21 protein-coding genes are annotated in these 26944 nt (G+C 42.1%); 13 read left to right on the forward strand and 8 right to left on the reverse strand.

Features of this window, described 5'->3' with window-relative positions; translation table 11 throughout:
* Positions 1–46 precede the first annotated feature (46 nt).
* Positions 47–1759: an AMP-binding protein gene (locus ACTQ9S_RS05360; protein WP_351119163.1), complete on the reverse strand. Its 1713-nt coding sequence runs from the start codon at positions 1757–1759 to the stop codon at positions 47–49.
* Positions 1760–1964: 205 nt separating this feature from the next.
* Positions 1965–3083: a DNA topoisomerase IB gene (locus tag ACTQ9S_RS05365; RefSeq protein ID WP_351119161.1), complete on the reverse strand. Its 1119-nt coding sequence runs from the start codon at positions 3081–3083 to the stop codon at positions 1965–1967.
* 451 nt (positions 3084–3534) lie between these two features.
* Between ACTQ9S_RS05365 and ACTQ9S_RS05370 the strand changes: the two genes are divergently transcribed.
* Complete coding sequence (locus ACTQ9S_RS05370) at positions 3535–3990, forward strand: GNAT family N-acetyltransferase (protein ID WP_351119159.1); 456 nt, start codon at positions 3535–3537, stop codon at positions 3988–3990.
* A 114-nt stretch (positions 3991–4104) separates the two neighbouring features.
* Here ACTQ9S_RS05370 and ACTQ9S_RS05375 read toward each other — a convergent pair whose 3' ends face one another.
* The 4 genes from ACTQ9S_RS05375 to ACTQ9S_RS05390 all read right to left on the reverse strand — a co-directional run bounded on the left by ACTQ9S_RS05375 (position 4105) and on the right by ACTQ9S_RS05390 (position 7327).
* The gene (locus ACTQ9S_RS05375) at positions 4105–4389 is read right to left on the reverse strand and encodes a pyrimidine/purine nucleoside phosphorylase (RefSeq protein WP_351119157.1); all 285 of its coding nucleotides are present in this window, start codon (positions 4387–4389) and stop codon (positions 4105–4107) included.
* Positions 4390–4448: 59 nt separating this feature from the next.
* A protein-coding gene (prfB, locus tag ACTQ9S_RS05380) for a peptide chain release factor 2 (RefSeq protein ID WP_149031842.1) occupies positions 4449–5544 on the reverse strand; the annotation gives its coding sequence in 2 pieces (ribosomal slippage) (positions 4449–5471 and positions 5473–5544; 1095 coding nt in all).
* 277 nt (positions 5545–5821) lie between these two features.
* Positions 5822–6529, reverse strand: coding sequence for an HAD family hydrolase (locus tag ACTQ9S_RS05385; protein WP_351119155.1), 708 nt, complete (start codon positions 6527–6529; stop codon positions 5822–5824).
* 261 nt (positions 6530–6790) lie between these two features.
* On the reverse strand, positions 6791–7327 hold the full coding sequence (locus ACTQ9S_RS05390; RefSeq protein ID WP_068034945.1) for a gamma carbonic anhydrase family protein: 537 nt from the start codon (positions 7325–7327) through the stop codon (positions 6791–6793).
* Between the two features lie 407 nt (positions 7328–7734).
* On the opposite strand from ACTQ9S_RS05390, the gene carA reads away from it, so the two are divergent.
* The 7 genes from carA to ACTQ9S_RS05425 all read left to right on the forward strand — a co-directional run bounded on the left by carA (position 7735) and on the right by ACTQ9S_RS05425 (position 18360).
* On the forward strand, positions 7735–8967 hold the full coding sequence (gene carA / locus ACTQ9S_RS05395; RefSeq protein WP_351119152.1) for a glutamine-hydrolyzing carbamoyl-phosphate synthase small subunit: 1233 nt from the start codon (positions 7735–7737) through the stop codon (positions 8965–8967).
* A 156-nt stretch (positions 8968–9123) separates the two neighbouring features.
* Positions 9124–12387 (forward strand): carbamoyl-phosphate synthase large subunit, encoded by a 3264-nt coding sequence (gene carB / locus ACTQ9S_RS05400; RefSeq protein ID WP_351119150.1) that lies wholly within the window; start codon positions 9124–9126, stop codon positions 12385–12387.
* Between the two features lie 306 nt (positions 12388–12693).
* Complete coding sequence (gene greA, locus ACTQ9S_RS05405) at positions 12694–13170, forward strand: transcription elongation factor GreA (protein ID WP_068034942.1); 477 nt, start codon at positions 12694–12696, stop codon at positions 13168–13170.
* 281 nt (positions 13171–13451) lie between these two features.
* Positions 13452–14390: a hypothetical protein gene (locus ACTQ9S_RS05410; protein WP_351119148.1), complete on the forward strand. Its 939-nt coding sequence runs from the start codon at positions 13452–13454 to the stop codon at positions 14388–14390.
* A 273-nt stretch (positions 14391–14663) separates the two neighbouring features.
* On the forward strand, positions 14664–15932 hold the full coding sequence (locus ACTQ9S_RS05415; RefSeq protein WP_351119146.1) for a putative DNA modification/repair radical SAM protein: 1269 nt from the start codon (positions 14664–14666) through the stop codon (positions 15930–15932).
* Positions 15933–15997: 65 nt separating this feature from the next.
* Positions 15998–16870: a TIGR03915 family putative DNA repair protein gene (locus tag ACTQ9S_RS05420; protein WP_440454213.1), complete on the forward strand. Its 873-nt coding sequence runs from the start codon at positions 15998–16000 to the stop codon at positions 16868–16870.
* A 149-nt stretch (positions 16871–17019) separates the two neighbouring features.
* Positions 17020–18360: a glycosyltransferase family 4 protein gene (locus tag ACTQ9S_RS05425; RefSeq protein ID WP_440454215.1), complete on the forward strand. Its 1341-nt coding sequence runs from the start codon at positions 17020–17022 to the stop codon at positions 18358–18360.
* A gap of 72 nt (positions 18361–18432) precedes the next feature.
* On the opposite strand, the gene ACTQ9S_RS05430 is transcribed toward ACTQ9S_RS05425, so the two are convergent.
* Positions 18433–19140: a helix-turn-helix domain-containing protein gene (locus tag ACTQ9S_RS05430; RefSeq protein ID WP_440454217.1), complete on the reverse strand. Its 708-nt coding sequence runs from the start codon at positions 19138–19140 to the stop codon at positions 18433–18435.
* A complete protein-coding gene (locus tag ACTQ9S_RS05435) occupies positions 19115–19855 on the reverse strand; it encodes a gamma-glutamyl-gamma-aminobutyrate hydrolase family protein (protein WP_068034936.1) in 741 nt (246 codons plus the stop codon). Before ACTQ9S_RS05435 ends, ACTQ9S_RS05430 begins: the two co-directional genes overlap by 26 nt.
* 479 nt (positions 19856–20334) lie before the next feature.
* Between ACTQ9S_RS05435 and ACTQ9S_RS05440 the strand changes: the two genes are divergently transcribed.
* The 5 genes from ACTQ9S_RS05440 (at position 20335) to aguA (ending at position 26912) form a co-directional block, all read left to right on the forward strand.
* Positions 20335–21678, forward strand: coding sequence for a glutamine synthetase family protein (locus ACTQ9S_RS05440; RefSeq protein WP_440454218.1), 1344 nt, complete (start codon positions 20335–20337; stop codon positions 21676–21678).
* A gap of 1 nt (position 21679) precedes the next feature.
* A complete protein-coding gene (locus tag ACTQ9S_RS05445) occupies positions 21680–23038 on the forward strand; it encodes an NAD(P)/FAD-dependent oxidoreductase (protein ID WP_440454220.1) in 1359 nt (452 codons plus the stop codon).
* Positions 23039–23234: 196 nt separating this feature from the next.
* Positions 23235–24728: a Na+/H+ antiporter NhaC family protein gene (locus ACTQ9S_RS05450; protein WP_068326587.1), complete on the forward strand. Its 1494-nt coding sequence runs from the start codon at positions 23235–23237 to the stop codon at positions 24726–24728.
* Positions 24729–24856: 128 nt separating this feature from the next.
* The gene (aguB, locus tag ACTQ9S_RS05455; RefSeq protein WP_068326584.1) at positions 24857–25726 is read left to right on the forward strand and encodes an N-carbamoylputrescine amidase; all 870 of its coding nucleotides are present in this window, start codon (positions 24857–24859) and stop codon (positions 25724–25726) included.
* 82 nt (positions 25727–25808) lie between these two features.
* Positions 25809–26912: an agmatine deiminase gene (aguA, locus tag ACTQ9S_RS05460; protein WP_440454222.1), complete on the forward strand. Its 1104-nt coding sequence runs from the start codon at positions 25809–25811 to the stop codon at positions 26910–26912.
* Positions 26913–26944: the final 32 nt, after the last annotated feature.

Genomic DNA, 26944 nt, shown 5'->3' on the forward strand with positions numbered 1-26944 from the left:
AGTATTTTTAGTTGAAAGCATTAAAAATTTTGACAATTAAGCCTATTTATTCAGCAGTCAGACTTCGTAATAAAAAGCGTTGAATCTTACCACTTGGCGTCTTTGGTAATGCTGCAACAAACTCAATCTCGCGTGGATAAGCATGGGTCGATAAACGCTTACGTACCAAGTCTTTAATTTGCTGGGCAATCTCGTCACTGCCTTCGATGCCATCTTTTAGCACCACATAAGATTTGATATTATGTCCGCGCACCTCGTCAGGGACACCGACGGCAGCCGATTCAGCAACAGCCTCATGTTCTAATACAGTGTTTTCAACATCAGTTGGACCGACACGGTAACCTGCCGTAGTAATGATGTCATCATCACGACCTGAGAACCAATAACTGCCGTCACTATGGCGCTCAACCACATCTCCTGTCAGATAATAATCTTCAAAGAAAGCCTGTTTTTCGTTCCAGCTATAACCACGGAAATAAAACGCTGGCGATTGACTGACTACAACTGCCAGCTGGCCTTGCTCGCCATCAGGCAATACTTGCATATCATCACCCAATACGACGAGGGTGTGCCCTGGTAACGCCATGCCCATCGAGCCGACGGGACATTCATGTTCTAACGCATGATGCTCACAGCAGGTCATTCCGGTCTCTGTCTGTCCATACTGATCACAGACTTTGCAACCTAAGTGACTTTCAATCCAGCTTACTACTTCAGTATTCAAAGTTTCACCTGCTGAATTAGCACAGCGCAATGATAATTTTGAAGAGTTATTTTCGGAGATTTCTTCAAAGACACCGCTGGATTTCATCATGCGAAATGCCGTTGGCGAAGAAGCCAAATTGGTAATCTTATGACGCACCATAAAGTCGCGCGTATTGGTAGCATCAAACCCCGCTTCATTAAAATAAGTCGTGACACCTAATAATAGAGGTCCGGTAATCGCATAATACAAACCGTACGCCCAGCCTGGATCTGCCATATTCCAATAATTATCACTCTGGCGTAGATCAATTGCATAGCGCATATATAGATAAAAAGCTGGCAACGCAGCTAATGGAACACTGACGCCTTTTGACTTGCCAACCGTTCCTGAGGTAAACATTTGCAAAAATGACGCATCCGTATCTAACAAGACTGGTTCTATAGCTTGCGGCTGTGTTGCTATCATATCGTCATAATTGTCGTCACCCCAAGCCCTACTATCAACTGCACTACCAATTAAGACCATTTTGGTTTGCTCGGCCAAATCTTCAAACTTGCTACGATTCTCTTTATTGGTAAAAACGACTTTGGTATTGGCTTTATCCATTCGGTACTTGATTGAATCATAGCCAAAAGCGGTAAATAACGGTTGATAAACTGCCCCTAATCGCCACGTTGCTAACACAACTATTAATAACTCAGGTGTACGCGGTAGCATGGTCGCTACTTGGTCACCGACTTTTACACCATAAGACTGTAATAACCTGGCTACCTGTGCGCTGGCTTTATCTAATTCACCAAAACTCATACGCGTTACATTGCCCGCAGTATCTTCATGTACCAGTGCGATATTATCAGCACGACCATCACGCACATGACGGCCACAGCAAGCCATATAAGCATTAAGCCGATCGTCCAGATGCTCATCAAAGATTTCTGTTAATAACGCATCCATGTCAAAATTATTATAATAATCAGCATAGCTTGTTAGAGTGTTTGAAGTATTCGAAGCAGTGTTTTGAGATGAATTGATATTTGAAGATGAGATAGTCATGAGCTAATCCTTTAGCAATTTATAAATAGAGATCAACGGGTCAAATCGGATATATGTTAGTTCTAATAGTAAAACGGTCATATCCTATAGACCGTCTCTTATTCTTACATTTAATATAACCTATTAGTAACGCATTTCTATGTTTATTTCAATACATAACGTATCATTTTTACGATTAAATGCAAGCTTTCTAACAGCTATAAATTCATTCTAATGTACTTAAAAACCCAAGTAACGCTTTCTCTTCACAGCGTTGATATTCTTTAGTGCGTCCACGACGTGCTTGTTTATAAGTCTCAAAAAATTCTCCCACTAAAAACTTCTCAAGAATGACGGGATGAATATAGGAAGCTCGGCACACGGCGGGCGTATTGCCTAGCTCATCCGCTACATCTTTGACCATATCCGTAATGAGCTGTTGGCGCTCGTCGCTGTCAGGTGCACTTGCCAGTATCTCCTTGCCTACTGACGTTTGCAATTCATCATAAAGGTAGCTGGCCGCCAGCACACTCGCCATCCATGTACGAAAATCCTTTGCACTATACATCTTGCTTTCACAATCGTTGCCGCAAGTATGCGTCCGCAAATAGTCATTAATATTTGCACTATCAATAACTTGCTTATCGCCATTTTCATCCAAATATTTGAAAATCTGATAACCGGGCAGCTCACTACATGCCTGCACAATGTCAATTAAACGCTCGTCCTGCAGTTCAATATGATGCTCCTTCGAACTTTTACCGACAAAATCAAAAGCCAAACCCTTGTCTGTTTCGCTGACATGTTTGCTTCTTAAAGTGCTAAGGCCGTAGCTTTTATTGAGTTTAGCATAGCGGCTGTTACCAATACGAATCAAAGTAGTCTCAAGCAACTTGACGACTGCAGCCAGTACATTTTCACGCGATAATGACTCAGCTTCTAAATCTTTTTCGACTTGTGCGCGTAGATTTGGTAGGGCTTCTGCAAAACCTATCATGGCATCAAACTTAGCCTGATCACGGATATTGTTCCATGATGGATGATACAAATACTGTTTGCGTGCTTTGTCATCGCGACCCGTTGATTGCAGATGGCCTTTGTCATCTTGGCATATCCAAACCTCTGACCACATCGGTGGAATAACTAAAGCATCAAAACGCTTGCGCAAAGCTTTATCTTTCACAGTCTTGCCAGTCGCATCACGGTAAGTAAACCCGCGCCCCCAACGTCTACGTGTAAATCCAGGTTCATCGTCGCTCACGTAGCGTAGATTGGCACGGCGCGCTAAATGCTCGTAATCATGACGCGTATCTTCTGTAATTGCTTGCTGATTTGCCTTTGCCATAAAACAGTACGCCTATTGAAAGTTATTGTTTTAGCATAATTAACTGTCATTATTTTTGCTGTTTACTTGCCACAGATAAAGTGTAATGCTGTGTAAAATCTAACTTATTAGGGTCTGTTTGATTATTCAAATGTGGTACTGGCAGTGGCTATTTTTTAGACAATACGCAGTGAAATTTTTGACGCCTAGTCATTCTAGGTTAGACAATTTCGCCATGTATTGGCAAAAAATAGCCCTGCCCTGAAAGGCTGATGCTAAAACCACCCCAAACGTTGTTATAAACCTAGCTAAGGTCTCGACATTATCGTCGGTTTACGCCTGATTTGATAAGATGTTTGGGGTGATTTTAGCTATCAGCAGTCCTAATATTTGAATGTTCAACAGACCCTAAACTGCTACGAAAGTTATAAAATTCGTCTAACGTTAAATATCCATTAAGAGTGAGCCAAATATGACAAAAAATATTTCGATAAAAACCGCTACATTATCCAATACTGATTACGATAGTTGGTTAGACTTGTGGCAACGTTATTTGGCATTTTATGAAACCAGTTTGCCACTGAGTACGACTAATACAACGTGGCACAAACTACTTGATAATAACGCACCGATTTATGGCTTTGGAGCTTGGCAAGACGATACTTTGGTAGGTATCACGCATGTGGTGCTACATCTCAATACTTGGAATACGACCGAGTGTTGTTATTTAGAGGATCTGTATGTTAGTGAATCTGTTCGTGGGCAAGGTGTAGGACGTGCACTGATTGAACAGGTATATGAATTTGCTAATAAGAAAAATTGCAATCGTGTTTATTGGACAACTCAAGAAGGAAATACCACCGCGCGCAAACTATATGATGTAATTGCCACCCAAACTGATATGGTGCAGTATCGTAAAAACTTATAACGATTGCCAAATATTTTATGAATCATACCTAATTCAAAAAACATTTATAAAAAAAACGCCAAGCGTTAAACACTTGGCGTTAATTTAGCTAATATGTCTATAAGTTAAAAGCCACTATTTACCATAAGTACATAAATAAGCGGTTTCTACTTCAACTTTGACATTAAACTTCTTATTGGCTTCAATAGTAAATTGCTCGCCAGCATTAAAGGTTTGCCATTCATCACTTTCTGGTAGCTTTACAATCAACGCCCCACTAACGACTGTCATGGTTTCAAATTCGCTGGTACCAAACTCATATTCACCAATGCTCATGACACCGACAGTAGCTGGCTTAGTCGCCGTCTGAAAAGCAATAGAAGTTACTTTGTCATCAAAATAATTATTAACGCTTAGCATAACTTTTCCTTAAGTAGTTTTGTTTAATTTCTAGTTTATTTAAATCCTAAAAGATATCTTTATAATCCCGCTTTTAGGCTTGCCTCGATAAATTGATCGAGATCACCATCTAGCACCGCACCCGTGTTAAAGGTCTCAACGCCGGTACGTAAGTCTTTGATACGTGAATCATCGAGTACATAAGAGCGGATTTGACTGCCCCAACCGACATCAGATTTACCATCTTCAACCGCTTGCTGAGATTCCATACGTTTTTGCATCTCAAGCTCATAAAGCTTAGCACGTAGCATTTTCATCGCCGTGGCTTTGTTACCATGTTGGCTACGCTCGTTCTGACAAGTCACTACCACGCCACTTGGTTCGTGGGTGATACGTACGGCAGAATCGGTGGTGTTAACGTGCTGACCACCTGCGCCCGATGAGCGATAAGTATCGATACGCAAATCCGCTGGATTGATATCAATCTCAATATTATCATCAATTTCAGGCGAGACAAAAACGGCCGCAAATGAGGTATGACGGCCATTATTACTATCAAATGGCGATTTACGGACTAGGCGATGCACACCAATTTCGGTACGTAACCAGCCAAAAGCATAGTCACCCTTAATCTCAATCGTGGCCGATTTGATACCAGCGACGCTACCTGATGATACTTCAATCACTTCAACTTTGAAACCATGCGCTTCTGCCCAGCGCGTATACATACGCAGCAGCATTTCTGCCCAATCTTGCGCTTCTGTGCCGCCGCTGCCCGATTGAATATCCAAGTAGCAGTTATTTGGATCCATCTCACCGCTAAACATGCGACGAAACTCTAAGTCCGCAACGCGCTTTTCCGCATCGTCGAGCTCGGCTTGTACATCAGCAAGCAACGATTCGTCTTCTGCCTCTACCGCCAGCTCCAGCATGGCAGACGCATCTTCTAAGGTGGTCTCAAGCGAGACGACTACGTCAATGACCCCATCAAGCTGGCTTTTTTCTTTATTAATCTTGGTGGCACGCTCTGGATCATTCCATAGCTCAGGGTTTTCTAGTTCTAAATTGACTTCTTCTAAGCGTTCTTGCTTACCATCGAAGTCAAAGATACCTCCGCAAGTCCTGTCCACGCTCAGATAGATCTTTGATTTGTTCTTGATACGGATTGATTTCCATAGGTTTTCCTGTTTCGTTAATATTAAATATAGTTAATCTTAAATAAAAAGAGTACAAACATTATAACGTGTCACTGGTATAAATCTTACTTGCTTGCTGTGTCTACGCTGACAGAGGCTGCGCAAAATTTATCCCAGTAACACTGTATTTATTTTATAATGGATTGATTGTATCTTACTGATATGGCGTTATATTAAATGAGATTGGCACACCATGTTTGGCTAATTATTACTGCCTTTGTATTAAACAGTGTTTATATTAAGGAGCATTACACAGCCTAAATCGACCAATCCTCTACTGCCCAGCGATGGGCAAGCGCATGCGCATGCAGTGCATCATCAGGTGAGACACAAATAGCAATATCCGCCCAATTTAATAATGGGATGTCATTTTTGGAGTCTGAATACGCGTAAGTTTTCTCAAACTTAACCCCTGCTATTTGCTGCTTATCAAGCCATTTATCAAGATGATAAATCTTGCCAGCTTGGAAGTTTGGCTTATCAGTCAATTTGCCAGTATAGCGCTTATCTTTGATTTCAAGCGGTGTGGCAAGCACATTGGCCTCTGTAATGCCAAACCGTTCAGCAATAGCAGACACCACAAAGTCATTGGTCGCAGAAATAATCACAACATCATGACCTTGCTCAATGTGCTGACACAGTACTTCCATCGCTTTTGGACGAATATGAGGCTCGATTTCACTTTTAATATAATCCTCGCGCAATTCATGCAGTCTATCCATCGGCAAACTGCTCAAAAACTGCGCGACAAATTCATTATACTCCGTCGCATCAAGTGTGCCTTCGATATAGTCTTGATAAAACTTTTGGTTGGCAGTACGATATTCGGCTTCATCAACGAGGTCATGCTTGACGATATATTCGCCCCATAGGTAATCGCTATCGACATCGAGTAAAGTGTGGTCTAAGTCAAATAACGCTAGGGTACGTGCTACGGAAGCAGTGTCGATGTTTATGGTGCTCATATTAAATTACTCATTGAAAATAAGTGTTGGTTAAGATATTTTTATATCGTTGAATTGGTTGATATAGCCGATACTAAATAAAATGGATACGTTAGGTTATGACGCGGGACTGGTATAAGTTTTTCTGGCTTACTGTGCCGACGCCGACAGAGGATGCAAAAACCAACATTAAAAACTAAGCATCCCAGTCCCGCTGTATCTTTTTTATATTGAACTCACTATGCTTTTTATCGCTATTAACTCAGTGTTGTTAAAGTTATCTTATTCTGGCTGCTTAATCTCTTTTAGACCAGTTTTAAACTTCTGGCAACGCGCCGCATAATGCATAGCAGACTCTTTTATCATAGCCGCTTGCTCATCAGTCAGAGTTTTGACCACTTTTGCCGGTGCGCCCATCACGAGCGAATTATCTGGAATCTCTTTGCCTTCAGTGACTAAGGCTTTAGCACCAATGATGCAATTTTTACCAATTTTGGCATTATTTAAAATAACTGCGCCAATGCCAATGAGACTATTATCACCCACTTCGCAGCCATGTAACATGGCTAAATGACCAATAGTGACATGATTACCGATTTTGACATCAATGCCTTCATCGGTATGAATGACGCTGTTTTCTTGCACGTTGCTGTAATCACCAATATGAATGCGCTCATTGTCACCGCGCAGCACAGCACCAAACCAAACGCTGGCTTGATGACCCAAATAAACATCACCGATGACGCGCGCTGAATCTGCGACCCACCCGTTAAAAGGACTAGCAAACTCAGGCACTTTGTCTAAATATTGATAAATCATAACGAATCCTTGTTTTAGTTGTACGTGTTAACTTTATTATTTAGTAGATATAATTGAGTGCCATCCATTGTTGCAAAGCTATATATTAAAATCCAGCCGTTTTAGTAGTTAATTTATAGTGTAGCCATTAACCTAGAAAATCGGCTGGCTATATCGGCGTATATTGTATATAATGCGCAAAATCTGTGCCTAAGCGAGCGGACATGATGCAAGTTACCTATTCACTACCTAGTGAGTTTTGTAGTTTCCATCAATAATGTCTTCTCGCTTTTTTGTGGAAAAATTTTGGCTTTAGCCTTTTTTATTCTGGTTTTGACGGCAGTTATAACAGTATAGATAGCGATTATAGGTCAATATTTGAACCATCACATTATCGTGGCACTCACAAATAATAGCGGAGGCAACCCTTGAATTCATCGGCAGAAATACAAGCAATTTTGGCACTAGCAGACGGTACGATTTTTCGCGGTGTTAGTATCGGTAGTGAAGGTCATCGTGTCGGTGAGGTGGTCTTTAATACAGCCATGACAGGGTATCAAGAAATCCTGACCGACCCAAGCTACGCCCGCCAGCTAGTGACTCTAACCTATCCGCACATTGGCAATACTGGTACCAACGCTGAAGATGTCGAGTCTGGTAATGGACATCAAGTATGGGCAGAAGGCCTTATCATTCGTGATGCAACGCTGGTTACTTCAAACTTCCGCAACTCTGAATCATTAAGCGATTATCTACAGAACCACGATACCGTTGCCATCGCTGAAATTGATACGCGCCAGTTGACCCGCCTACTACGTGATAAAGGCGCTCAGAACGGTTGTATCATGACGGCCTCTAACGGCGCAACGATTAGCAGCGACGACGAGCAGCAAGCGATTAAATTGGCGCAAGAATTTGCTGGTATTGAAGGCATGGACTTGGCAAAAGAATGCTGTACGCCGACGACCTTTGAATGGAAAGCGGGTAGCTGGGATTTATCAGACACCTTACTCAACCGTGACGTGCCTGGTAGTCATGACAGCGGCACGGGCGGCTTTTTTAAGCATTTGGGTACGCATGTTGAAGCAAAATTTAACGTTGTTGCCTACGACTTCGGTAGCAAAACCAATATCTTGCGTATGCTAGTAGACCGTGGCTGTCATGTCACCGTTGTCCCAGCGCAAACGCCTATCGCAGACGTGCTCGCGATGAACCCAGACGGTATTTTCTTATCAAATGGCCCTGGTGACCCTGCTGCCTGTGATTACGCTATCGACGCGGTACGTCATATCATTGAACAAACAGAGATTCCAACTTTTGGTATTTGCCTAGGTCATCAGCTGATTGGTCTTGCCAGCGGTGCAAACACCATTAAAATGAAAACTGGACATCATGGTGCTAACCATCCAGTACAAGATTTAGCCACTGGTACGGTCATGATTACCAGTCAAAACCATGGTTTTGCAGTTGACGAAGATACGTTACCAGATAACGTTAAATCTACCCATCGTTCATTATTTGACGGTACCAACCAAGGAATTGAGCTGACCAATAAACCAGTCTTTAGCTTCCAAGGTCACCCAGAAGCCAGTCCTGGCCCACATGATGCCGCGCCACTATTCGATAAGTTTGCAGAAATGATGGCAGCAGCGAAAGCTTAAGTTATCCATGATTAACCGCAAGCAAATAAAAAGCATTAAGCTTGAATCACTAACGGTGGTTTAAGCTGCAGCATACCAAACACGATAAGCGTTATTTAAAATATCGTTAAAATCCAGATTACTCAAAATATCACCCAAACGAAGGTAGCCCTAACTATGCCAAAACGTACCGACATAAAAAGCATTCTTATCATTGGCGCAGGCCCTATCGTCATCGGTCAAGCATGTGAGTTTGACTATTCAGGCGCGCAGGCGTGTAAAGCGCTAAAAGAAGAAGGCTACCGCGTCATCTTGGTCAACTCAAACCCTGCGACCATCATGACCGACCCTGTCATGGCTGACGCAACCTATATCGAGCCGATTACTTGGCAGACGGTTGAACAAATCATTGCCAAAGAGCGTCCTGATGCTATCTTACCAACGATGGGCGGACAGACTGCACTAAACTGCGCCCTAGAATTAGACAAGCACGGCGTATTGACCAAATACAATTGCGAGCTAATTGGCGCGACCAAAGACTCGATTGAGATGGCAGAAGACCGTAACTTATTTGATAAAGCCATGAAGCGTATCGGCCTTGAATGCCCACGTGCTGAAACGGCTGAGACCATGGAAGAAGCTTTTGCGACCCAAGAAAAAATGGGCTATCCCTGTATCATTCGTCCCTCATTTACCATGGGCGGATCAGGCGGCGGTATCGCCTATAACCGTGACGAATTTATCGAGATTTGTGAGCGCGGTTTTGACTTATCGCCGAACCATCAATTACTTATCGATGAATCATTAATCGGTTGGAAAGAATATGAGATGGAAGTGGTTCGTGACAAAAACGACAACTGCATCATCATCTGTGCCATTGAAAACTTTGACCCAATGGGCGTACACACTGGCGATTCGATCACGGTTGCACCAGCACAAACCTTGACCGACAAAGAATACCAAATCATGCGTAATGCTTCATTAGCCGTACTGCGTGAGATTGGTGTGGAAACAGGCGGCTCAAACGTCCAGTTCGGTATCAACCCTGACACGGGTCGTATGGTCGTCATCGAGATGAACCCGCGCGTATCACGCTCATCAGCATTAGCATCAAAAGCCACTGGCTTCCCGATTGCGAAAATCGCGGCAAAATTAGCCGTTGGTTATACGCTAGACGAATTGCAAAACGACATCACTGGCGGCAAAACGCCAGCGAGTTTTGAGCCTGCGCTTGATTATGTTGTTACTAAGATACCGAGATTTAACTTTGAAAAATTCCCGCAAGCGGACAATATCCTATCGACGCAGATGAAATCAGTCGGCGAAGTGATGGCGATTGGCCGTAACTTCCAAGAATCAATGCAAAAAGCATTACGCGGCATGGAAACAGGCAATGATGGTTTTGATGAGCAAATTGATTTATCAAAAGTCAGCGTTGAGAAAGCCCGTAGCGAGATTACCAATCGCTTGACCATCCCTACTCCTGAGCGCATCTATTATGTCGCAGATGCTTTCCGCGTTGGGATGAGCGTCGATGAAGTATTCAACTTTACCAAAATCGACCCATGGTTCTTGGTGCAAATCGAAGACATCGTTAAAACCGAAGCACAAGTTAAAACTCTAGGCTTTGGTGGCCTAACCGAACAGAATTTGCGTAACTTTAAACGTAAAGGTTTATCAGATTTACGTTTGGCGAAACTACTTGGCGTCTCACAAAAGCAGCTACGTACGAAACGCTGGGATTTAAACGTTTACCCCGTCTATAAGCGCGTCGATACTTGTGCTGCAGAATTTGCGACTAGCACCGCTTATATGTACTCAACGTACGACAGCGAATGTGAAGCTAACCCGACTGATAATAAGAAAATCATGGTGATCGGCGGCGGTCCAAACCGTATCGGTCAAGGCATCGAGTTTGACTATTGCTGTGTACACGCTGCCCTTGCGATGCGCGAAGATGGTTATGAGACCATCATGGTTAACTGTAACCCTGAAACGGTTTCAACCGATTATGACACGTCAGACCGTTTATACTTTGAACCAATTACCTTAGAAGACGTGCTTGAGATTGTGCGTATCGAAAATCCTGATGGCGTTATCGTACAATTCGGTGGTCAAACGCCATTGAAACTTGCCCGCGCTTTAGAATCTGCTGGCGTGAAAATCATTGGTACTAGCCCTGACGCCATTGATCGTGCTGAAGACCGTGAGCGCTTCCAGCATATGATTCATCAATTAGACCTCATTCAACCTTCAAACGCGCTAGCGACTAGTTTGGAAGACGGCTTGGTTAAAGCAAAAGACGTTGGTTATCCATTGGTAGTGCGCCCATCATACGTCTTAGGTGGCCGTGCGATGGAAATCGTCTATAACGAAGACGAGCTCAGACATTACTTGCGCACAGCGGTACAAGCTTCAAACGAAGCGCCTGTATTGTTAGATCGCTTTTTGGATGATGCCATCGAAGTCGATGTTGACTGTGTCTGCGATGGTACTGACGTGGTGATTGGCGGTATCATGCAGCATATTGAACAGGCGGGCGTACACTCTGGTGACTCAGCGTGTTCATTACCACCTTACTCACTATCTAAAGAATTATGTGACGTGATGCGCGCTCAAACCGTTGCCATGGCAAAAGAGCTTGGCGTTATCGGTCTGATGAACGTACAGTTCGCGGTAAAAGGTGAAACGGTTTATATTCTTGAGGTCAACCCTCGTGCTGCCCGTACCGTGCCTTTTGTCTCCAAATGTATCGGTACGTCATTAGCACAAATTGCTGCGCGCTGTATGGCTGGAACCTCGCTAAAAGATCAAGGCTTTACTAAAGAGATTGTTCCTGCATTTTATGCCGTAAAAGAAGCGGTATTCCCATTTGCTAAATTCCCTGGCGTCGATCCAATCTTGAGCCCTGAGATGAAATCAACTGGTGAAGTCATGGGCGTTGGCAAAACCTTTGGCGAAGCCTTCTATAAAGCGGTTATCGGTAGCAATGAGCGCTTGCCTGGCTTACCAACTGAAGGCGAAACCAAAACGGTCTTTATCTCGGTACGTGATAGCGATAAAGAACAAGTCACTCCCATCGCTCGTCAGCTGGTCGAATTTGGCTTTAACATTGTCGCTACCACTGGTACGCAAAAAGTACTGAGCGATAACGGTATTGAATGTAAGAAAATCAACAAAGTCACTGAAGGTCGCCCGCATATCGTTGATGCCTTGAAAAACGGCAAGATTGACCTTATTATCAATACGACCGAAGGCAAACAGGCGCAAGAGGATTCATTCTCTATTCGCCGTAGTGCGCTACAAGGTAAAGTATTCTACGTTACTACCTTAGGTGCAGCAGATGCAGTCTGTAAATCTTATGCTATCGACTTACCGTTTGATGTGTATAAGCTACAAGATTTGCATGAGCAAGCAAAGTCTATTGACTTGGTTGAATAACTTCAGTAGATTAAGCATAATAGTAATGACGACTTAACACATAGTTCTTAGTTCAAAATTACAGTGTTTAGAATTATAGTCGCAACCTTAATGTCGTAATCATTTTAAAAAGCATAGTGGCCTACCTGCGACTATGCTTTTTATTACGTAAGCTTATCGTGAGCTACTGAATAAACCAATAAATTAATTGACGATTTAATGATCACATAACGCAAACACTGCCTTTTTTATATTCACATTCATTGCAATAACGCTGACACCATCTCTTATGAGGTGGTGTGATGTTATTGGTTTAAGGAAAAAAACATGCAACGTTATCCCATGACTCCGCAAGGACATGCGGCTTTAGAAGCCGAATTAAAACAGTTAAAAAGTATCGACCGTCCGCGCATCACTGCTTCTATTGCTGAAGCTCGCGAACACGGTGACCTAAAAGAGAACGCTGAATACCATGCCGCCCGTGAGCAGCAAGGGTTTTGTGAAGCACGTATTCGTGATATCGAAGCAAAACTTGGCGGAGCACAAGTGATTGATACTGCGACTTTAAAACAAGAAGGTCGTGTAGTATTTGGCGTTACTGTCGTTATTGAAAACATGGAAACTGAAGAAGAAAAACATTACCAGATCGTTGGTGATGACGAGGCTGACTTTAAAGCAGGCAAAATCTCTGTCAACTCGCCTATCGCTCGTGGTCTTATTGGTAAGTTTGAAGGTGATGAAGCCCGTATTGAAACACCAAAAGGTGTGGTTGAGTATGAAGTGATGAAAATCATCTACGGTTAGTATAGATAGTTACAGCTACTGACTATAGAATCTTCTGAAAGCTACTTAACATTTTATAAATTACACAATTGTGCTTTTCTAATATAATTTTTTTAGTGCATAATTGTTTGGGTTTAAATTAATACGTATCTTGTAAATGGTGTCGGTCGAATTGCTGGTTTCCATTAAGGTTCCTACCCTCGTGGGTTGACATGATTTAGATTGTCAACCCACGAGGGTTTTTTATATCTATGTATTTAATTATCTTAGCTTCATTTATCATTATCTGAAAGGACTCTGTTATGACCATCAATCTTAATATGCCAAAAACACTTAACAAAACTCAACCGGTGTGCATTAGCACTGCTATTATTGGTGTTCTTACTGGTTGTATTCTTGCTACTTCTACAGCAAATGCTGCTCCTGAAATTGTGATTAGCCAGCCTACGACTGGTAGTACTACCGTCGTTGAGCAGTACTCTGATGGCAAAACCGCTACCATCACTGCCACGCCTAATAGTATTACGATGCAAGACGGCCTACCGTTTGCAGTCACTCAAATCTCTAATGTGCCACGTTATACTATTCATCAAGGCACTACTCAGGGCAGTACAACTATCACTACAGTCCCAGTTAATACCATACCCCTCAATACCATACCGGTGACCAACCAAGTTACCCGAGCAGGTGTGTTGACCACTCCTGTAAATACAGTGGCCCAAGTGCTGCCTGTCGCTACCAATGTATCGCTGCCTGTTATCAATCAAACAGCAACGACCCAAGTGATTAGCAGCCAACCGATGACCAGCCAAATAGTCTCTGCAACGACATCTTTGGATACCTTGCAATTAAAACCGACTTTTAGTACGCCTGATATCGTTGGCGCGCAAACCAAAATTATGAAAATTCTAAAAAACAGTGATGGTCGTGAGCTTGCGGTGCCTGCTAATCATGTTGCACCCGGTGATGTCATTGAATATCACACCACTTATACTAATACTACTGCACAACCGGTGAATGATATTAATGCCATGGTTTCATTACCAACTGGCGTCAAATTAGTATCGCTAAATAGCCCACTACCGACGCTCGCTACTACTGGCGGTGACAGCTATCAAACCATTCAACAAGTTGGCAACACCGTTGTGGTTCAAGAGAACTATTCTGGTCTAAAATGGAATTTGGTCAATCTTGATGCCAATACTCCCCAAACCGTGGTTATACGCGCCAAGGTACAATAAAAGTTAGATTCTAGAGTATTGTTACTTAATAAATACTAAAGTTGATAAAAGGTCTTGCGGGCTAGTTTTCTAGTTGGCAAGGCCTTTTTTAGTTGGTGAAATTTTTTAATTAATTTTTCATACAATCATTTGAGCAGTTTTTACCAGTAATATCATTTATTTTCAGTACGACACTACCTGTCGTGTTGTTTTATAAATAATCCTATAAATACAATGACTTAACTACAAATTTGATAAAATAGTCTTTCATTAATTCATTGGTAACTACCACTTATGGCAACCATCAATTATGAACGACTGCAAGGTAAGCTCAACATTTTAGCGGATGCCGCTAAGTATGATGTCTCTTGCTCCTCATCCGCTGGCACTCGCAAAAACCAAGGCGGTGGTCTCGGTGACGCCTCAGCAACAGGTATCTGTCACAGCTATACCGAAGATGGTCGCTGTGTCAGCTTGCTTAAAATTCTGCTGACCAATCACTGTATCTATGATTGCGCGTACTGCACCTCCCGCAAAAGCAATGACACCCCGCGCGCGGCTTTTAGTGTCGAGGAAGTCGTTGATCTAACCATGCAGTTTTATCGTCGTAACTATATCGAAGGGCTGTTTCTTAGCTCAGGTATCTTTAAAAGTGGCGACCATACGATGGAGCGCTTGGTAGAAGTCGCTAAGATATTACGTACCCGTGAGCGCTTTAACGGTTATATTCACTTAAAAGCCATTCCGGGCGCTTCAAAAGAATTACTGTTAGAAGCTGGATTATATGCAGACCGTCTCAGCGTTAATATCGAGATTCCCACCAAGTCTGGTCTAGCTTTGCTCGCACCAGAGAAGTCGCACGAGCAATTAAAAGCACCGATGGAAACGGTAAAAGAAGAAATCATCACTATTCGTGAAAGCCGTAAAACTCATAAAAAAGCCCCTAAGTTTGTACCTGCTGGTCAAACCAGCCAGATGATAGTCGGTGCTAGTAACGAAACCGACTTACAGGTGATTCAGTTATCGAGTCATTTTTATAAACAGTATGACCTTAAGCGCGTTTACTATTCTGGTTACGTACCAATGCTATCCGATAGTCGCCTGCCAGAGATTGGCACACCAGTACCGATGGTACGTGAAAACCGCCTATATCAAGCCGATTGGCTGATGCGTTTTTATGGTTTTGGCGCACATGAAATTGTTGAACCTGAATCACCATTTTTAGATTTAGATTGCGATCCAAAACTGGCTTGGGCTATTCGCCATCGCGAACACTTTCCCGTCAATATTCAAACGGCGAGCTACGAGATGATTGTGCGCATTCCAGGTATCGGTACTAAGACGGCTAAAAAGATAGTGAAGGCACGCAAGTTTAATCAGTTAACGCTTTATCATTTAAAAAAGATGGGCGCAGCGGTCAATCGTGCCAAATACTTCATTGCTACTACAGGTAAAAACGAGCACCTTGCGCATTTAACGCGTGACAACTTCCGCCAATATGTACTTGCCCAAACGCAGACCAAGTTTAAAGATCAGCGCAGTGGGCAGTTGGCATTATTTTAAATATAGTGTTAAAAATTATTTATAAAATAAGCCACTACATTCTAAATGTTATCTTAGGATAGACGATGTCGCAACTTGCGCAACACACAACGTACGCTATCGGTCACTTAACGCCCAGTATTGTGCTTTATGAGCCAAGTTTTGAGGGTTGGCTAAGCGCCGTGTTTTACGTATATGCCAACCGATTACAAGACGATGAATCGTTACAACTGACCGCTCAGGACTGTTACGTACCTTCACTAATAGCTCAAGCAGCTAATGTTAGTATTGATGAAGATAAAGCCGAACGCGTACTGATAAAAATGAATAAGATATTAGGTCGTTCAGGTATGCGCAATATTTTATGGGGATTTTTGTCTGAAAAAGACAACATCGGCACCACTTTATTTCAGGTGATTAAATACGCTATTGATTACCCTATCCGTCATATTATGGAAGATTTGGGTAATTTAGATGTGCTGGAGTTGGTACAGACGGTAAAGTCTGTCGGTCGTGAGAAGCATCGCATGGAAGCGTTTGTGCGTTTTGAGCATACGACTGATGATATCTACTTTGCTCGCGTTGAGCCTGATTTTAATGTTTTGCCCTTGATTGGTGAGCATTTTCGGCAGCGTTACCAAGATCAGCACTGGGCGATTTATGATTTGGCTCGTGGTTATGGTATTTATTATGACAAGAGCCAAAGTACACCTTCGCGCCCTGCAGCCTTGCAGACCATTACTGACCTTGATGATGCCGTACTACGTAATCCTGCCAGTATTCATAGTGAGGATGAACAGCGCTATCAGAAATTTTGGCAAGGTTACTTTACCAACGTCAATATCAAAGAGCGTAAAAACCCGCGTTTGCATAAGCAATATTTACCGCAGCGCTACTGGAAATATTTAAGTGAAAAACAAGTATTGCCTAATGCTGAGCACCTGCAAAAACGGCGCTGACTTTTGATCAAACATTCTATAATTACATTTATTATAAAAACATAACTGCTAAAATTATTTGTAACCTCTAATTAGCCTTCATGGTTGAGTTTTTAGCGCTTTTAACTGACAATAGCAGCTTGATATTTTAACTGGTGACCAACGCTATTATGAAAGTTATGCGCTTACTGTCGTCTTTAAAGCATGATGAATCCGAACGCGGTATTTTTCATCTTGGGCGTGCCTTGGTCAAAAATGGACATACCTCCATTATTATCTCTAGCGCTAATGATGATAACGATTTGGTCAAACGTTTAGAGCGTGATGGCAATATATACCATCAGCTACATATGTATAAAAAGTCGTGGTTATCCTTATTACAGGTCGCACCGTTACGTCATCTTATTGAACAATACAATCCTGATATTATCCATGTGCATTCACGCACGCCTGCTTGGATATTACATTTAGCCTTACGTCGCGCACGCGTAAAACGTCGGCCAAAATTAGTCTCAACCATGTATGGCTTTTATTCTATTAATAAATACTCACAAGCGTTACTCGATGTCGATACCATTATTACGGTATCAGACAGTGTGACGAATTATTTAAGAAAAGGACTACAACGCGAAGATATCGACTCTAAAGTAATCAAACGCATTTACCGCGGTGTTGATACGCGTCGTTATCCGTATCGCCATAACCCATCCGTATACTGGTTACGACGGACTTTTGCAGAATACCCTGAGCTTGAACATAAAAAGTGGCTGGTATTCCCAACGGTAATCGGTAATGAGTATGGTCAAGAATGGCTGATTGATATTTTGGGAAATTTGCAGGAACAATTTCCCAATATTCACGCGATTATAATGGACGAAGATCATAGAGATGGCGATGTAGCACACGAGGATTTTCGGCAACGTACTCACGCTCTTGAGCTTGCGGACCGCATCACCTATGTTGGCAGTAAGCGTAATGATATGCGTGAGTGGTTATCAGCAGCAAATATCGTGATGGCACTTGCTAATGAGCCTGAATCTATTGGTATTAATGCACTACAAGCGATTCATTTGGGCACACCAGTAGTAGGTTGGGATCAAGCCGCATTTAGTGAAATTTTGCAACCTCTATACCCACAAGGATTGGTCAAAAAATACAGTGCTCAAGCACTGTGCAAAGTCGTTAAAAGTCAACTAGAGAGCGTCACTCGTCCTGAGATGACAGATAAATTCACCATGCGTGAGATGATTAAAGAGACGATTGAGGTCTATCAAAGTCTATATGACGAGCTACAAGCGGAAGAACAAGCACTATTGAAGGCTCACTCATTAAAGAGATCTAAAAAGCACCTGAAAGCTATTAACAAACCTGTTATCGAATCTATTCACAAAAAGCCAGAAGTTACTAAGGTTGAGCTATTAAAAAAGTCGCCAAAAGCGATGGGCGACGCTAAGGTAGTTATCAAAAAGACAGACAACACGAATAAGAAGGAAGTTGATAATAATCGATAAAAATAGACAGCGAAATTTATCGACATATCACTCTATAACATACTACTAAACAAGATTTACTAAGATTCTAATTTAATAAGTCGTTGGTGTATGCGCACTAACGATACGAGTGACAGTAGCGCTAGGATTGATAAAAGTATGCGGCTTCATGGTATCAATCACATAGCTATCACCCTGATTTAGCAAATACGTGGTCTCTTCGATGCGGATAAGAATTTTGCCTTCGATGACCGTGCCAATCTCTTCTCCTTCATGAGCGATCTTCTCTTCAGTAGAGCTATTCGGTTGATAAGTCTCAATCAGGAATCCTAGATTCTTTGTTGTGCTGCAGTTATATACCTGCTTGAGTGAAACTCTACTATTAGATTCACTGAGCTCAATCAAATCCTTAGGGGTAACCACTACTCTCGCCTTAGGCTCTTTCCATTCATCACTAAAAAAGGTGGTGAGATCAGAACCTAACACCTCTAATATTGCTTTTAATGTATTGACTGCTGGACTAACTTTATTGCGTTCAATAGCACTAATTGAAGTATTGGTCAGTCCTGCCATCCTTGCTAGTTTACGTTGTGAGTAACCTTTAGCAAGGCGCAGCTGATTAATCTTTTTGCCAATATCTTCTTCTGGTTGTTCATCTGTTTCGAGAACTGCCGACACTTTGTCAGGTATCAATTCATCGTCGATATCAGTATCAGTATCAGTATCAGTATCAGTATCAGTATCAGTATCAGTATCAGTATCAGTATCAGTAATATTATCTAGAGAGTTTTTTGCTGGCATATTGAATGAATTCCGTGAATAGAAATTTGGACAAGTTATCTTGCGCATAATTTAACTCAGGATGCCATTGTACACCAATCATAAATGGATGTTGTACTAAGCTTATAGCTTCTACTAGCCCATCAGGGGCCATTGCTTCAACAAATAAGCGCTCGCCTACTTCACTGATAGCTTGCTTGTGTAGCGAGTTAACATGCCACTCTTTGCCAAACGCCGCTAACCTTCCCTTCGGCTGAATGATAACGTCATGTACCGGCTGATACTGCACTTCAAGTGGTTGTGTATTGTCTTCTAAATGCGGCTCATAAAATCCATCTATGTCACGCCAATCTGGATGCAACGTTCCATCAAAATGGACATTCATCTCTTGTAAACCTCGGCAAACCGCTAATAAGGGCGTGCCAGTTTTATCAGCATATGCCAACAGCTTAAAACTGAGATCATCACGACCCAAATCTTGCTTTTCTTCAATATGCGTTGCTCCATAGCGTGTCGGTGCGACGTTACTATAGCTGCCAGTTAATAATATGCCATCAGCAATTTCTAGCAGTGCATCAAAATTTTCACTATCAGCAGCAGTGTTTGGCAGCAATATGGGATTACCGCCATAGAAGTTTACTGCATCGATATATTTTTGATAAACCGCTTGTGCTGGCTGACCATCAACCATTTTGTGACAAGAGACAATAGCGATAATTGGTCTGAAAGTATGCATGTTAGTCTTCCCTGAATGTGACATCTAAACCTAAAAGCCTAGTATGAGCTTCTCATGGACTAAAATTTAACATATTCACTCCTAAAATGTAAACTATAAACTTCATTATTAATATCCATTAATGAATATGAATGTAATAAATTACTTTTCAATAGTTTTAAATAAAAATTGACATATATAAATTTCAGTCATATATTGGAGGACATCAGTAAGACAAAAGACTCATTTTATACATTAAACAAATTGATAAATGTGGGTATGAAATAACGTTAAGTAGTTAATATTATTGTAAAAAATAAATTAATTAACGTTGATAATGACTCGTAGCAAGTAAATCAGCTCTTATCTTTTGCATCACTTATAGCCACTGTTTTATTTAAAACCATTTATAACCTCTACTAAAAGGTTATAAATGACAGCTATTAAAAACGTAGTAACAACAACCCAAGAAATCATCAAAATTAATAGGAATTATAGACATGACGACAACCAATGGAATGGTCGAATCTGCAAACAACACCGAATATGTATATGTTGCAGCAGGTGATATTAATGGCTTACTTCGTGGTAAGCGCATCCCTTTTAATCAGATGGAAAAAGCAGAAAACGGTGCGATACGATTACCTTTGTCAATCTTAGGAGTCGATATTTGGGGCGCTGATGTCATCGAGTCATCTCAATGTAATGGTGATATAGATGCCATTGCCCGTCCTACAGGCCGCGCAGCATATCCACTTCTTAACACTAGTGCACTATCATCCTTGCTACCCGTTTGGCTATATACCGAAGACAATGAGCCTTATTACGGTGATGCTAGACACGTTTTAGATTACATCAGTAAAAAATTCAAAGCGCTTGGACTCACGCCAGTGATGGCAACTGAACTTGAGTTTTATCTGGTTGACTACATTGAAGGTGAAACTCCAAAACCACCTATCCGTCCAAAAAGCGGTTTGAGATTAAATAAAACCTCAATTTTAAGTATCAATGACTTGCTACAATTCGATGAATTTTTAGATGAAGTCTATGCTCAATGCGAAAAACTTGATATTCCCGTTGATGCAGCTTTAGCTGAGAACGGTTGCGGTCAGTTTGAGATTAATTTATTACACGTTGACGATCCGTTAAAAGCAGCTGATGATGCTATTTTGTTCAAACAAGTTGTTAAAGCTGTCGCTGCACGTCGCAAGTTAACTGCCACCTTTATGGCAAAACCTTTTGGTCTACAATCGGGCAATGGCTTTCATGTCCACTGTAGCTTGCTTGATAAAGACGGCAATAATGTGTTTGATGATGGGTCAGATGAAGGCTCAGACATGTTACGTCATGCGGTCGCAGGTCTGCTAAAGACTATGTCAGATTGCACCTTATTATTTGCCCCACATGTTAACTCTTATCGCCGTTTTACCCCTGGTACACTGGCACCAAACAACATTTCATGGGGTTATGAGAATCGTACAGCGGCAGTTCGTATCCCTGGTGGCGATTCTAGAGCACGCCGCATTGAGCACCGTGTATCTGGTGCAGATGCTAACCCATATCTAGTCTGTAGCGCAGTTTTAGCAGGCATGTTATATGGCATCGAAAACAAGCTTGAAGCTCCAGAACCAATTAACAGCATTACTTATAACGAAGCTGAGCTTAAAACCTTGCCTTTAGATTGGCTCTCAGCCATCCGTAAGTTTGAAAGCAGCGATTTAATTGACTCTTTATTCCCAAGCGAGATGATTGAGCTGTTAATCGCAGTCAAAAAGCAAGAAGCCAAGCGCTTTGCTCAGCAAGTCACTAACCTTGAATACCTCACCTATTTACAGGATGTCTAATATGTCAAATAGCAATGCTACTCCGCCTATGGATCAAAACCTTCAGTCTAATAACAAGCGCAATATCCCGCATTATTCAGACAAAGGTCAATACCCTGATAGTTATTATGCTGCCAGTCGTAATCCTAAGCCCGACAGACCTACTTTGAAAAACGACATTCAAACTGAGATTTGTGTGGTTGGTGGCGGCTATAGTGGCTTATCAACAGCATTACATCTTGTTGAGACTGATCACGAGGTCGTAGTTCTTGAAGGGGCACAGATTGGCTGGGGCGCATCAGGACGTAATGGCGGTCAGATTGTCAACGGACTCAACGCTAGTCTACAAAAGATTAAAAAGTCTTATGGTCAACAGAATGCAGACTTTGTCGGTCAGCTAGTGACTCGCGGTGGCAAAATCATTCGCCGTTTCATCAGCGACTACAATATTGACTGTGACCTAAAAGAAAAAAATATCTTTGCCGCTTTAAATAACGGTCAATTAAAAGATTTACAAGAAACGCATGCACTGTGGGAAAGCCATGGTATGCATGATCGAGAGATGTTAGACAAGCATGGTATTCAAGAGCATATAAAAACAGATGCTTATGTAGGCGGAGTCATTGATCACTCGGGTGGGCATTTTCACCCGTTAAATCTTGCGCTTGGTGAAGCTGTTGCTGTTGAACAAGGCGGCGGTATCATTTATGAAAATACGCTCATGGTTGATATTGAGTATGCTGATGACTCTATCAAAATTATTACCGAGTTTGGCACGGTTACTTGTAAGCAAGCGGTTATTTGCGGCAATGCTTATTTAAATAAAGTCATTCCAAAACTGACTGACCGTGTTATGCCAGTATCCACTCAGATTATCGCTACCGAACCTTTAGGAGATCTAGCAGACCAACTACTCCCAACTGATGTCTGTGTTGAAGATGTACGCTATATTCTTGATTACTACCGTCTTTCTGCCGACAAACGTATGTTATTCGGTGGCGGTACTGTTTACGGTGGTCAAGACCCAGCCGACATCACTGCCAAGATCAGACCTAATATGAATAAAATCTTTCCAGAGTTGCGCGATGTCAAAATAGACTATGCATGGAGTGGTAATTTTGCCTTGTCTTTTTCTCGTGTGCCACAACTAGGTAAGCTACATGACCGAGTATTTTTTGCTCATGGCTATAGTGGCCATGGTATAACAGGATCACATTTATTTGGACAGATACTAGCTGATGCTATTAATGGGAAGACCGCAGAGTTCGATACTTTTACCAAGATTCCGTGGATACCTTTCCCAGGTGGCCGTGCATTAAGGGTTCCTTATTCTATGATGGGATCATGGTGGTACGCCCTAAAAGATAGTACTGGCATGTAGACTGGCTGGGTTTATTAATAGATAATAGTCCAGTTTTAAAAGCTTTATTTTGAGGATCGTTGTTACATTACACCATCATAACAATGGAGTGTTGTGATGGGCTTGATAGGAAGTCGATTCGCCACTCCTATTAAGAACTAATTAAAGAACGAATTTTGTTCTACAAAAACAATGAGGTTTTACAAGGAGTGTAAATATGAATATGAAGCTCAATGATGCTGTTGAAGGACAGTATCATAACAAGCGAGTTTTTCTAACGCTGGTAGTGGGTATAGCCATTTACCTTGCTTTTGTTTGGCTCTCAACCACTCGTGATGCATCTGAATCATGGGGCGCCTTATCACTACTACCAACGCTACTAGTACTAGTCACTGCTATTATCTCTAGACGTCCATTTGAGTCGATGATAGCGGGCTGTGTCGCTGGTCTGGTGATGCTTAATCCCTTCAATCTGGTCTCACCTTTTGCTGACAATATTTCTATGGTTCTAGGTAATGAGACTATTATCTGGATTGTTTTAGTTTGTGGCCTAATGGGTGGTCTTATTCAATTGCTCGAGATTAGCGGTTGTTTAGACGGCTTTAGCGAATGGCTACAAAAAATAATCAAGTCGCGTAGACAGTCACTATTGGCTACATTTGCTTTGGGCGTTGTGGTCTTCATTGATGATTATCTAAACTGTTTAGCAGTCTCAACGTCTGTCAAAAAACTTACTGATGTCTACAATGTATCCCGTGAGAAGCTTGCTTATATTGTCGATTCAACAGCTGCGCCGATGTGTGTAATTGTTCCTATTTCTACGTGGGCCGTCTATTTTGCAGGTTTATTAGAAGAAAATAATGTCGCAGTAGAAGGTGGCGGGCTGTCGCTCTATATTAGTGCTATTCCCTTTATGGCCTACGCGTGGTTTGCTCTCCTTATCGTCTTTTTGGTAGCCTACGGTATTTTAGGCGATTGGGGTCCGATGAAAAAAGCGGAAGCACGCGCCAAAGCTGGCAATCCTGTTCCTGAAGCGTTTGTAGAAGAGCAGCTAGTCTCTAACGTACAAGCCAAACGCAAGCTCTCTTTTAAGGCCAATATATTTAACTTCGCCTTTCCTATGATCCTATTAATCGGCTCAACGATTTATTTTGAGGTTGATCTATTACGTGGTGCATTATTTACCTGTTTTGTAACGGTTATCATCTATTGGATACAAGGCATCTTGAATTTTGATACGCAAGTTGAAGCTATCTTTAAAGGCTTTAAGGTCATGCTTTACCCACTTTCAACCGTCATTGGTGGTTTCTTCTTGAAAGAAATCAATGATAGCCTTGGCATGACAACTTATGTTATCGATGCCATTACCCCTTACATGACTATTATAATTTTCCCAGCAGTTATTTTTGCCGTTATGGCTTTCTTAACATTCGCGACTTCGTCAAGCTGGGGTCTATACGTTCTAGCAATGCCAATTGTATTTCCAATCTCATTAGCATTAGGTGTTAGTACACCATTGATGATCGGCGCATTATTATCTGCCTCTTCATTTGGTAGCCATGCTTGTTTCTTTAGTGATTCATCATTACTAGCAGCACAAGGAGCTGGCTGTTCACCGATGCAGCATGCCTTTACGCAGTTCCCCTATGCGATGCTTGGTGCAGTATTGTCCGTCGTAACCTTCTTAGGCTTAGGTTATATGATGGCTTAAGTATTGATTAGCGTTATTATTAACCGTTAAACCATGGGCAATTACTGATTGGTAGTTGCCCATTATTAACTGTCCAACATCATCTTTTTGTCCGACATTACTTATCCGCCTATAAAAGGAATTAGATTATGCGCACTGTAACCGTTGCTACCACTCAGATGGCTTGTAGCTGGGATAAACAACAAAATATTGATATCGCTACTGATTTAGTCACTAAAGCTGCCAAGGCTGGCGCCAATATTATCTTGCTACAAGAGTTGTTTGAGACCCCCTACTTTTGCCAAGTTCATGACTTCGATTATTTTAAGCTTGCTACCTCAGTAGCAGACAACGCTGCTATCAAACACTTTAGAAACTTGGCCAAAGAGCTAGCAGTGGTACTACCGATTAGCTTTTATGAAAAATCAGGTAATACTTTTTTTAATAGTGTCACCGTGATTGATGCCGATGGCGAAATACTGGGCACTTATCGTAAAACCCACATACCAGATGGTATTCCTTACGCCGAAAAGTTTTATTTTACCCCAGGCGATACTGGATTCAAGGTTTGGGAGACCAAATATGCCAAGATTGGTGTAGGTATCTGCTGGGATCAGTGGTTCCCTGAATGCGCGCGTAGTATGGCACTTATGGGTGCTGAGATATTATTTTACCCGACAGCGATTGGTGATGAGCCAACATTGGGTATCAACTCAAAAGGCCATTGGCAGCGTTGTATGCAAGGTCATGCAGCAGCCAACCTAATGCCAGTGGTGGCGTCTAATCGTATCGGCTCCGAGACGATAACGCAGAACGGCGTTGATAGCGTTATGGCGTTCTACGGTAGCTCATTTATCACTGATGGAAGAGGTGAGATTATCGAAGAAGCCTCAGCAGATAAAACTGAAGTGATTAGCGCAACCTTTGATTTGGATAAGCTTGCCAGTGATCGTCATCAGTGGGGTGTTTTCCGCGATCGTCGTCCATCTATGTATGGCACTTTACTTACCCATGGCTAAACTGCAAATAATGTCAAACTATGACTGATATAGGCCATACAAAATCGTTTCTTAAAATACTACTGCTAACAAGGTGACTCATATGTCTGAACTCATTCAAGACTCAACTCCGTCCGATGACGGCTTTTATATGCCAGCGGAATTTGAGCCATTACAGAAAGTATGGATGGTATGGCCCTATCGAGCGGATAACTGGCGTCAGCAAGCTATACCTGCTAAAGCAGCTTATGCAGCGGTAGCTATGGCTATCAGACGCTTTTGTGAGGTCGCAGTTTTAGTCAACCTTAATGACTATCAACAATGTCGTGATAGCCTGCCTGATGATATCGAAGTCATCTCCATGCCGAGCAATGATGCATGGGCGCGTGACATCGTTCCAACCTTTTTAATCAATGATGCAGGTGAGCTACGCGGCTGTGATTGGACTTTCAATGCATGGGGCGGAGACTATGACGGTCTTTATGCACCTTGGGATGATGATGATAAGTTAGCTGCGCGTCTATGCGATTATTTAGATATCAAACGCTATCGTACTGAAGGTTTTGTGATGGAAGGTGGCGCTTTTCATGTCGATGGCGAAGGCACAGTACTGACTACGCGTATGTGTCTGCTCAGTCCTGGGCGTAATCCGCATCTTACCGAGCGCCAAATTGAAGACCAGCTTAAAGCTTATCTTAATGCTCAAAAAGTGCTATGGATCGATGACGGTATTGATCCTGAAGAGACCACAGGCCATATTGATGATATTGCTTGTTTTGCGCGCCCCGGTGAAGTGGTTTGCTTATTTACCGATGATCCTAGTCATCCGTTTTTTGACGCTACGCAAAAAGCATATCAGCAGTTATCTGCTATGACAGATGCTAAAGGTAGACGTTTGAAAGTTCATAAGCTTTGTTGTACTAAAGACCCCGTAACTTTGCCTGAACATTACGACGTTGAGCAGTCTGATGATGCTAAAGCACGTCGTACAGGTGATGTATGCATCGCCTCGTATGCCAATTTTTTAATCTGTAATGATGCCATTATCGTACCGCAATATGATGATATTAATGACAGTTTAGCAATTGCGCAGCTTGAAAAAGTCTTTCCTAGCCATCAGGTAGTGGGAGTACGGACGAAAGAGATTGTCTTTGGCGGCGGTAATATACATTGTATTACCCAGCAGCAACCAGCAGCCAAATTGTGATTAATTAACAACAAACCTGTTAAGGGCTGTTT

Source organism: Psychrobacter sp. ASPA161_9 (assembly GCF_051970275.1).
Classification (GTDB): Bacteria; Pseudomonadota; Gammaproteobacteria; order Pseudomonadales; family Moraxellaceae; genus Psychrobacter.